Annotated in this window: 6 protein-coding genes; 3 read left to right on the forward strand and 3 right to left on the reverse strand. The window is 69.4% G+C overall.

The genetic code is table 11. The annotated features are described in order from the left end of the window. Positions 1 to 73: 73 nt before the first annotated feature. Positions 74 to 1174: an NAD/NADP octopine/nopaline dehydrogenase family protein gene (locus PMI12_RS23720; RefSeq protein WP_237726166.1), complete on the forward strand. Its 1101-nt coding sequence runs from the start codon at positions 74 to 76 to the stop codon at positions 1172 to 1174. Here PMI12_RS23720 and PMI12_RS28965 read toward each other — a convergent pair. From PMI12_RS28965 to PMI12_RS23735, 3 genes are read right to left on the reverse strand one after another with little or no spacing between them, the layout of a single operon-like run. Then, complete coding sequence (locus PMI12_RS28965; RefSeq protein WP_007837514.1) at positions 1169 to 1765, reverse strand: peroxidase-related enzyme; 597 nt, start codon at positions 1763 to 1765, stop codon at positions 1169 to 1171. The two genes, PMI12_RS23720 and PMI12_RS28965, sit on opposite strands and share 6 nt — an antisense overlap. Then, positions 1762 to 2268 (reverse strand): CMD domain protein, encoded by a 507-nt coding sequence (locus PMI12_RS28970; protein WP_007837515.1) that lies wholly within the window; start codon positions 2266 to 2268, stop codon positions 1762 to 1764. Before PMI12_RS28970 ends, PMI12_RS28965 begins: the two co-directional genes overlap by 4 nt. Next, the gene (locus PMI12_RS23735; RefSeq protein ID WP_007837516.1) at positions 2265 to 3722 is read right to left on the reverse strand and encodes an NAD(P)-binding domain-containing protein; all 1458 of its coding nucleotides are present in this window, start codon (positions 3720 to 3722) and stop codon (positions 2265 to 2267) included. The genes PMI12_RS28970 and PMI12_RS23735 overlap by 4 nt, the downstream gene beginning before the upstream one ends. 93 nt (positions 3723 to 3815) lie before the next feature. Between PMI12_RS23735 and PMI12_RS23740 the strand changes: the two genes are divergently transcribed. Both PMI12_RS23740 and glgB read left to right on the forward strand, forming a co-directional pair. Continuing rightward, entirely contained in the window at positions 3816 to 5480 is a 1665-nt protein-coding gene (locus PMI12_RS23740; RefSeq protein ID WP_007837517.1) for an alpha-amylase family glycosyl hydrolase, read from the forward strand. Between the two features lie 5 nt (positions 5481 to 5485). Then, positions 5486 to 7663 carry a 1,4-alpha-glucan branching protein GlgB gene (gene glgB / locus PMI12_RS23745; protein WP_007837518.1) on the forward strand — a complete coding sequence of 726 codons (2178 nt, stop codon included), beginning with the start codon at positions 5486 to 5488 and terminating at the stop codon, positions 7661 to 7663. The last annotated feature ends 114 nt before the right edge of the window (positions 7664 to 7777 follow it).

Genomic DNA, 7777 nt, shown 5'->3' on the forward strand with positions numbered 1-7777 from the left:
CGCGCACTTCGTGTCGCTTCGCCACCCCCCTCGCCGGGGGCAACACCGGTGGCCCGGCAAAGCCGGTTCCACGGTGTTCACGAATGGGGATGCGCCTGTGACGGTCGCGGCGAAGCAGTACCGCGTCGGCATCGCCGGCGCCGGGGCGATCGCGCTGGCCAGTGCGGCGTGGCTGCGGCGGGCGGGCCATGGCGTCACGGTGTGGTCGCCGGGCGGCCGGGGCGCGGACGGGCTGCGCACTCAGCCGCTGGAAGCCTGCGGCATCCAGTCGTTCTCGGTGAAGGTCGAGGTCGCCGACGGCGCGGCCGGGCTCTGCGCCGCTTCGGACGTGCTGCTGCTCGCCCTCCCCGTCAACGGCCACAGGCGCGTGATGGACGCGCTGCTCCCTCTCCTGCGCGACGGCCAGACCGTGATCGTCAGCTCGATGGCCTCGCTGTCCTCGCTCTATCTGCACGAAGCAGCTGCGCGCGCAGGCCGGCGGATCACGGTCGCCAGCTTCGGCACGACCGTGCTGACCGCGCGCCGCGAGTCCGGCACGCAGGTCAGGGTGATGACGCGGCGCAAGGCGGTCGGCGTCTCCGCCCTGCCCGGCTCGCGGGTGGAAGAGGCCGTCGCGCTGTGCACCGCCCTCTTCGGTGACGGCTTCTTCCCCGACGGCAGCGCCCTCGCGAGCGCCCTGGCCAACGTCAATCCGCAGTCCCACGGCCCGCTCGCGGTGTTCAACTGGACGCGCATCGAGCGCGCCGAGAACTGGCCGCAGTACCACTGCATGACGCCCGGCGTGTCGCGCGTGATCGAGGCGCTGGACCGGGAGCGGCGCGCCGTGGCCGCCGCGTTCGGCATCGAGCTCGGTCCCATCGAAGCGCATTTCGCGCGCTCCTTCGGCACCGCGTCGGCAAAGCTGGAGGACATCGCCGCCGAGCTGCACGCCAAGCGCGGCGGTCCGCCCGGCCCCACGCAGGCCGACACCCGCTACGTCACCGAGGACATGCCCTACGGCCTGGCGTTCGTCGAGGCGCTGGGCGCCATCGCCGGCGTGCCGACGCCCGCGACCCGCACCATCGTGGATGCGGCCTCGCTGGTCAACGGCATCGACTTCCGCTGCGAGAACGACCTGCTCGAACCGCTGGGCCTGGCGAACGAAACCGTCGCCGGGCTGCTCGAGCGCTTATGAAGCGTCGGCTTCGGGGAACACCGGCTCCCCGAGGTTGAGCATCAGCCGGTTGGCCCAGGCGAACAGGGCGACCGAATGGATCAGGTCGAGGATCTCCTGCTCGGTCAGCCCGGCCTCCTTCAACCCGCGCACGTCGTCGGCCGAGACCTTGTCGGGCTCGGCACCGAGACGGATCGAGAACGCGACGATGGCCTTCTCGCGCGCCGTGGTGCCGGCGCCTTGCGGCTCCTCGAACACCTGCGAGATCACGTCGTTGCGCTTGGCCAGCTGCTCGAAGCGCTGCGCATGCACCGAGGCGCAGTACACGCAGCCGTTGACGCGCGATTCCACCGTGGCGCCCAGCTCGCGCTCGGCACGCGGCATGCCGCCCGGTGCGAACATGATCGCGTTGAAGGCGATGGAGCGCTGCAGCAGTATCTCGGGCTGATGCGCCAGCACCAGGAAGTACGGCGAGCTGCGCGCCTGCGGGCTCATCTCGTCGAGTGCGGCCAGCTGGGCAGGCGTGGCGGTGTCGACGTTCACCGTGTCGAGCCACGGCTTCCACTGGAGCACCTCGGTGGTGAAGCCCTTGATGCGGATCGGGGCCGTCATGCCGCAGCCTCCGCGGCGACCAGCGCCTTCAGGCCCGCGGCAACGCGGATCTGGTACGAGAGGAAGGCGATCAACTGGCTCATCGCCACGATGGCGGGCGTCGAGAGGCCGCTCGCGGCCAGCGACTGCACGGCGGCCTTGTCGCCCTCGATGGGGCGCTCGATCAGTTTGCCGGTGAAGGCCAGCACGGCCTGCAGGCGCGCATCGGCCACGGGCCGCCCGGCGTCCACGGCAGCGATCACGTCGCCATCCGCGCCTTCGGCCGCCAGCCTGTCGCGGTAGTGCGCGGCCAGGCTGTCGGCCTTCGACACGCGGCAGGCACGCAGCGCCACGAGCAGCCGCTCGCTTACCGACAGGCCTTCGACGGCCGGCGAGAACATCGCGTCATAGCTGCCCTGCGTGGCTGCAACGACCTTGTCGCGCTGGCGCCGCAGCGCCCAGAGGGGGTGGTCCGGCGCCAGCGGGACGGCGGCATCGATCACATCGTGGGGAGTGCTTGTCATGGTCGGCTTCTTTCTTGGGGCGGCAGCGCGGGCGTCCATTCGTCGCCGAACAGTTCCGGCTCGGCATAGGCCTCGAGGTTGGCGTAGTGGTGGTCGAAGTCCTCGCGGTAGAACAGGCTGGCAATGCCGCTCGCCAGCCGCCTGGCGCCATCGCTGATGGCCGGGATGTCGCCCGACACCGTGCCGTGCGACAGCGCAGCCGGGTAGCAGAAGCAGTGGATGCGCCCGAGCCCCGCGCATTCGCCCGGCACGCGCTGCCGGAATTCGAAGGCGGGCCCGAGGTCGGGCGAGTCGGCCAGTTCCTGGTCTTCGTCGCCGGGCGCGGGCTCGAAGCGGTCTTTCCATGTCCGGATGTGGGCCGAGATGCCGGCAAACTCCGGACGGTTCGGCCAGTCGACCTTGAAGCCGGTCGAGACGATCAGGAAGTCGAATTCGAAAACCCCCTTCGGCGTCGACACGCGCATGGCCTCGCCCCGCGGCTCGATGGCGAGGATGGGGCAACCGAAGTTGAAGAAGGCATTGGTGTGCCCCGACACCCGCAGCGTGCTGCCGTGCGGCGGCGGCACGTTCGCCACGTTGATGTAGTGGCGGATGCGCCACTTGAGCTCGTCGGGCAAATCGTAGTGCCCCTGCGTGAGCCCCGGCACACCCGCCCCCTTGCCCTTGTTGACGCGCGGCAGGTCGGGCCGGCGGATCAGCAGCTCGACGCTGCGCGCACCGGCCTCCAGCGCGGTGGCCGCGCTGTCCATGGCCGAGGAGCCAGCGCCGACCACGCCCACGCGCAGGCCTTCGAGCCGGCCGTAGTCCATGTCGTCGGACGAATGCGCCCATTTCGAGCGCGGCAGTGCGTCGACGAAAGCCGGAACGGCCGGCCCGCCGAGGCCGTCACGCCCCGTCGCAAGGACGACGCGGCGCGCCAGCACGCTGCGCTCGCCCTGCGGCGTGCGCAGGGCCAGCCGCACGCCGGACGCATCGGGCAGCGGGTGGATGCCGACCACCGCGGTGTCGTTGCGCACGTCCACGTCCATCACGCGGCGGTACCAGACCAGGTAGTCCATCCACTGCAGGCGCGGGATCTTGTCCATCGCGGTCCAGGCCTCCAGCCCGAACTGGGCCTCGAACCAGGCGCGAAAGGTGAGTGACGGCAGGCCGAGCGCGGGGCCGGTGAGCTCCTTGGGCGAGCGCAGCGTCTCCATGCGCGCCGTCGTCGCCCAGGGGCCCTCCTTGCCCGCGGGCGAGCGGTCGAGCACCACGGCGCGAATGCCCAGCTGCGCCAGCGCGACCGAGGCGGCCAGGCCGGCCTGGCCGCCGCCGATGATGGCCACGTCGAGCATGGATTCATCGCCGGCCTGTCGGGCGGGCATCCAGTTGCGGCCGGGCCAGCCGAGATATTCGAGGTCCTGGGCGAGCCGCGCTTCGAGCGCGGCGAGGGAGGAAGCGGAATCTGATGTCATCTTGAAGAGCGGGGAACGACGCCCAGTGTAGAAAGCTTCGCGGGTGGCCCGGATTTCGCATGCCACAATGATTTTCAGACCACAGGGGCCGGCATGGGCAGCAAGAGCGACAGCGAATGGTGGCGCGGCGCGGTGATCTACCAGATCTACCCGCGCAGCTTCATGGACAGCGATGGCGACGGCATCGGCGACCTGCCGGGCATCACGTCCCGGCTCGAGCACGTGGCCAGCCTCGGCGTCGATGCCGTCTGGGTTTCCCCCTTCTTCCGCTCGCCGATGAAGGACTTCGGCTACGACGTGGCCGACTACCGCGCAGTCGACCCGCTGTTCGGCACGCTGGCCGACTTCGACGCCATGCTGGCGCGCATGCACGCGCTGGGCCTGAAGCTCATCATCGACCAGGTGCTTTCGCACACCTCCGACCAGCACGCATGGTTCGCCGAAAGCCGCAGCAGCCGCGACAACCCCAAGGCCGACTGGTACGTCTGGGCCGACCCCAAGGCCGACGGCACGCCGCCGACCAACTGGCTGTCGGTGTTCGGCGGCTCGGCCTGGCAGTGGGACTCGCGCCGGCGGCAGTACTACCTGCACAGCTTCCTCGCCGAGCAGCCCGACCTCAACTTCCATTGCGACGCCGTGCAGGAGGCCCTGCTGGGCGAGGTGCGCTTCTGGTGCGAGCGCGGCGTGGACGGCTTTCGCTTCGACGCCTGCAACCACCAGTTTCACGATGCGCTGCTGCGCGACAACCCGCCGGCCTCACCGGCGTCGATCGACGGGGTCAGCACAGTGCGCGCCGACAACCCCTACGCGATGCAGCAGCACTTGTACGACAAGAGCCAGATGGAGAACCTGGCCTTCCTCGAAAGCCTGCGCCGCCTGCTCGACGATTACGGCGCGGTGGCGCTGGGCGAGGTCGGCGACGAGAACGCGCCGCCCGTCATGGCGCAATACACCGAGCTCGGCAAGCGCCTGCACCTGGCCTACAGCTTCAGCCTGCTGACGGCAGACCACCGCCCCGCCCACCTGCGCCACCAGGTCGAGGCGCTCGACGACGCGCTGGCGCCCACCGGCGGCTGGGGTTGCTGGGCGGTGTCGAACCACGATGTGCCGCGCGTCGCCACGCGATGGAGCGACGGCGGCCCGGCCGACGCCCGGCGCGACCGGCTCTGGCTGGCGCTGCTGCTCGCACTGCGCGGCAGCGCCAGCATCTACCAGGGCGAGGAACTGGGCCTGCCCGAGGCCGAAGTGCCCTTCGAACTGCTGCAGGACCCGTACGGCCGCGCGTTCTGGCCCGAGTTCAAGGGCCGCGACGGCTGCCGCACGCCGATGCCGTGGACCACCGCGGCGCCGAACGGCGGCTTCACCACCGGTACGCCCTGGCTGCCGGTGTACGGCCCCCACCTTCCGCTGGCCGTCGAACGGCAGGCCGCGCGGCCCGATTCGATGCTCGCCTTCAGCCGCACGCTGCTGCACTGGCGGCGCACGCAGCCCCTGCTGCGCACCGGCGGCATCCGCTTCATCGATGCGCCCGACCCTCTGCTGCATTTCGAGCGGCGCGACGGGCATTCGTCGCTGCAGGCGGTCTTCAACCTCGGGAGCGAACCGGTTTCGATGCCGCTGGCCGAAGCCCTGATGCCTCTCGTCGGACATCCGCTCGCGCCGAGCGCCGTCATGCAGGCCGAAGGCGGAAAGCGCATGCTCGCGCTGGCGCCGTACGGCGTCTTCTTCGGCACGCCCGCCGCCGAAGGACAAAGCTGAGCACCATGCCCTCCTCCAAGCCGCTGCCCGAATCCGAAGTCCATGCGCTGATGCGCGCGGAGCATGGCGACCCGTTCGCCGTGCTGGGCCCGCACGAGACGCCCGAAGGCCTGGAAGTGCGCGCATTGCTGCCCGGTGCGCAGCGCGTGGCCGTGCTGCATTCGCGCACCGGCTGGCCGCTTGCGATCCTGGCACGGCATGCCGAATCGGACCTGTTCAGCGGATTGGTCCCGGCCGCGGAGGCCCGCATGGGCTACTCGTTCCAGGTCGACTGGGAGGCGCACACCTCGCGGCTCGAAGACCCCTACCGCTTTCCGTTCGTGCTCGGCGAAACCGACGTGTGGCTGCTGGCCGAGGGCACGCACCTGCGGCCGTGGGAGCGGCTGGGTGCGCACCTGCGCGAGATGGACGGCGTGAAGGGCGTGGCCTTTGCCGTCTGGGCGCCGAACGCAAAGCGCGTGTCGGTGGTGGGCAGCTTCAACAACTGGGACGGCCGGCGCCACATGATGCGGCTGCGCCGCGAGTGCGGCGTGTGGGAGATCTTCGCGCCGCATGTGACGGTGGGCGACAGCTACGAGTTCGAGATCCTGTCGGCGCAGGGCGAGGTGCTGCGCAAGGCCGATCCCTTCGCGTTCTCGTCGCAGCTGCGGCCCGACACCGCCTGCGTGGTGCAGCCCCTGCCCGCGCCGGTGAAGCTGCCCGAAGGCCGCGCCGCCGCGAACGGGCGCCATGCGCCGATCAGCATCTACGAAGTGCACCTGGGCTCGTGGCGCCGCAAGAACAACGGCCACGAATGGCTGGACTACCGCGAGCTGGCCGACACGCTGGTGCCCTACGCGCGCGACATGGGCTTCACGCACATCGAGCTGCTGCCGATCAGCGAACACCCCTTCGACGGCTCATGGGGCTACCAGCCGATCGGGCTCTACGCGCCCACCTCGCGCTTCGGCACGCCGGGCGACTTCCGGCATTTCGTGGAAGCGGCGCATGCCGCAGGGCTGGGCGTGATCCTCGATTGGGTGCCCGCGCACTTCCCGACCGATTCGCACGGCCTCGGCCGCTTCGACGGCACCGCGCTGTACGAGTACGCCGACCCGCGCGAAGGCTTCCACAACGACTGGCAGACGCTGATCTTCAACTACGCACGCACGGAGGTGCGCAACTACCTCGTCGGCAATGCGCTGTACTGGCTGGAGCGCTACGGCGTGGACGGCCTGCGCGTGGATGCGGTGGCTTCGATGCTGTACCGCGACTACAGCCGCAAGGCCGGCGAGTGGGTGCCGAACGTGCTCGGCGGGCGCGAGAACCTGGAGGCCATCGACTTCCTGCGGCGCATGAACCGCGTGGTGGGCATCGAGCGGCCCGGGGCCGTGACGGTGGCTGAGGAATCTACGAGCTTCCCCGGCGTGACCCGGCCGCCGGAAGACGGCGGGCTGGGCTTTCACTACAAGTGGAACATGGGGTGGATGAACGACACGCTGGCGTATGCGGGCACCGATCCGGTCTACCGCAAGCATCACCACCAGCAGATCACCTTCGGGCTGATGTACGCGCACAGCGAGAACTTCGTGCTGCCGCTGTCGCACGACGAAGTGGTGCACGGCAAAGGCTCGATGATCGGGCGGATGCCTGGCGACGAGTGGCAGAAGTTCGCGGGCCTGCGTAACCTGTATGGCTACCTCTGGGCGTATCCGGGAAAGAAGCTGCTGTTCATGGGGGGCGAGTTCGCGCAGTACGCGGAGTGGAATGCCGACCGCGGCCTCGACTGGCATCTGCTGGAGCATGCGGCGCATCAAGGGGTGCGGCGGCTGGTGCGCGACCTGAACAACGTGTATCGGCACTTTCCTGCGCTGCATGAGCTCGACCATGAGGGCGCGGGGTTCGAATGGATCGTGCATGACGATGCGGACCAGTCGGTGTTTGCGTTTGTTCGGCGGGCTCGGGATGGGGCGTTCGTGGTGGCGGTCTGCAATTTCACGCCGGTGCCTCGGCATGGGTATCGGCTGGGGGTTCCTTGTGCTGGCTCTTATCGGGAGATTGTCAATACGGATGGCTCGATTTATGGGGGCAGTGGGGTCGGAAACGGCGTTGTCGAGAGTTCTCCCGTGCCATGGCATGGGAAGGCGGACTCTGTTTCGATCAGCGTGCCGCCGCTGGCTACCGTGATGTGGGTGTTGGCTTGACGTTGCTTGACTTGGTTTATTTCCCGGGGCCGGGTCTCGCCCCGGCGGGCGACCTACTTTTCTTTGCTTCGCCAAAGAAACGTAGGCAAAAGAAAGGCGACCCTACTGTCTGCG

Source organism: Variovorax sp. CF313 (genome assembly GCF_000282635.1).
In the GTDB taxonomy this organism is placed as follows: domain Bacteria; phylum Pseudomonadota; class Gammaproteobacteria; order Burkholderiales; family Burkholderiaceae_C; genus Variovorax.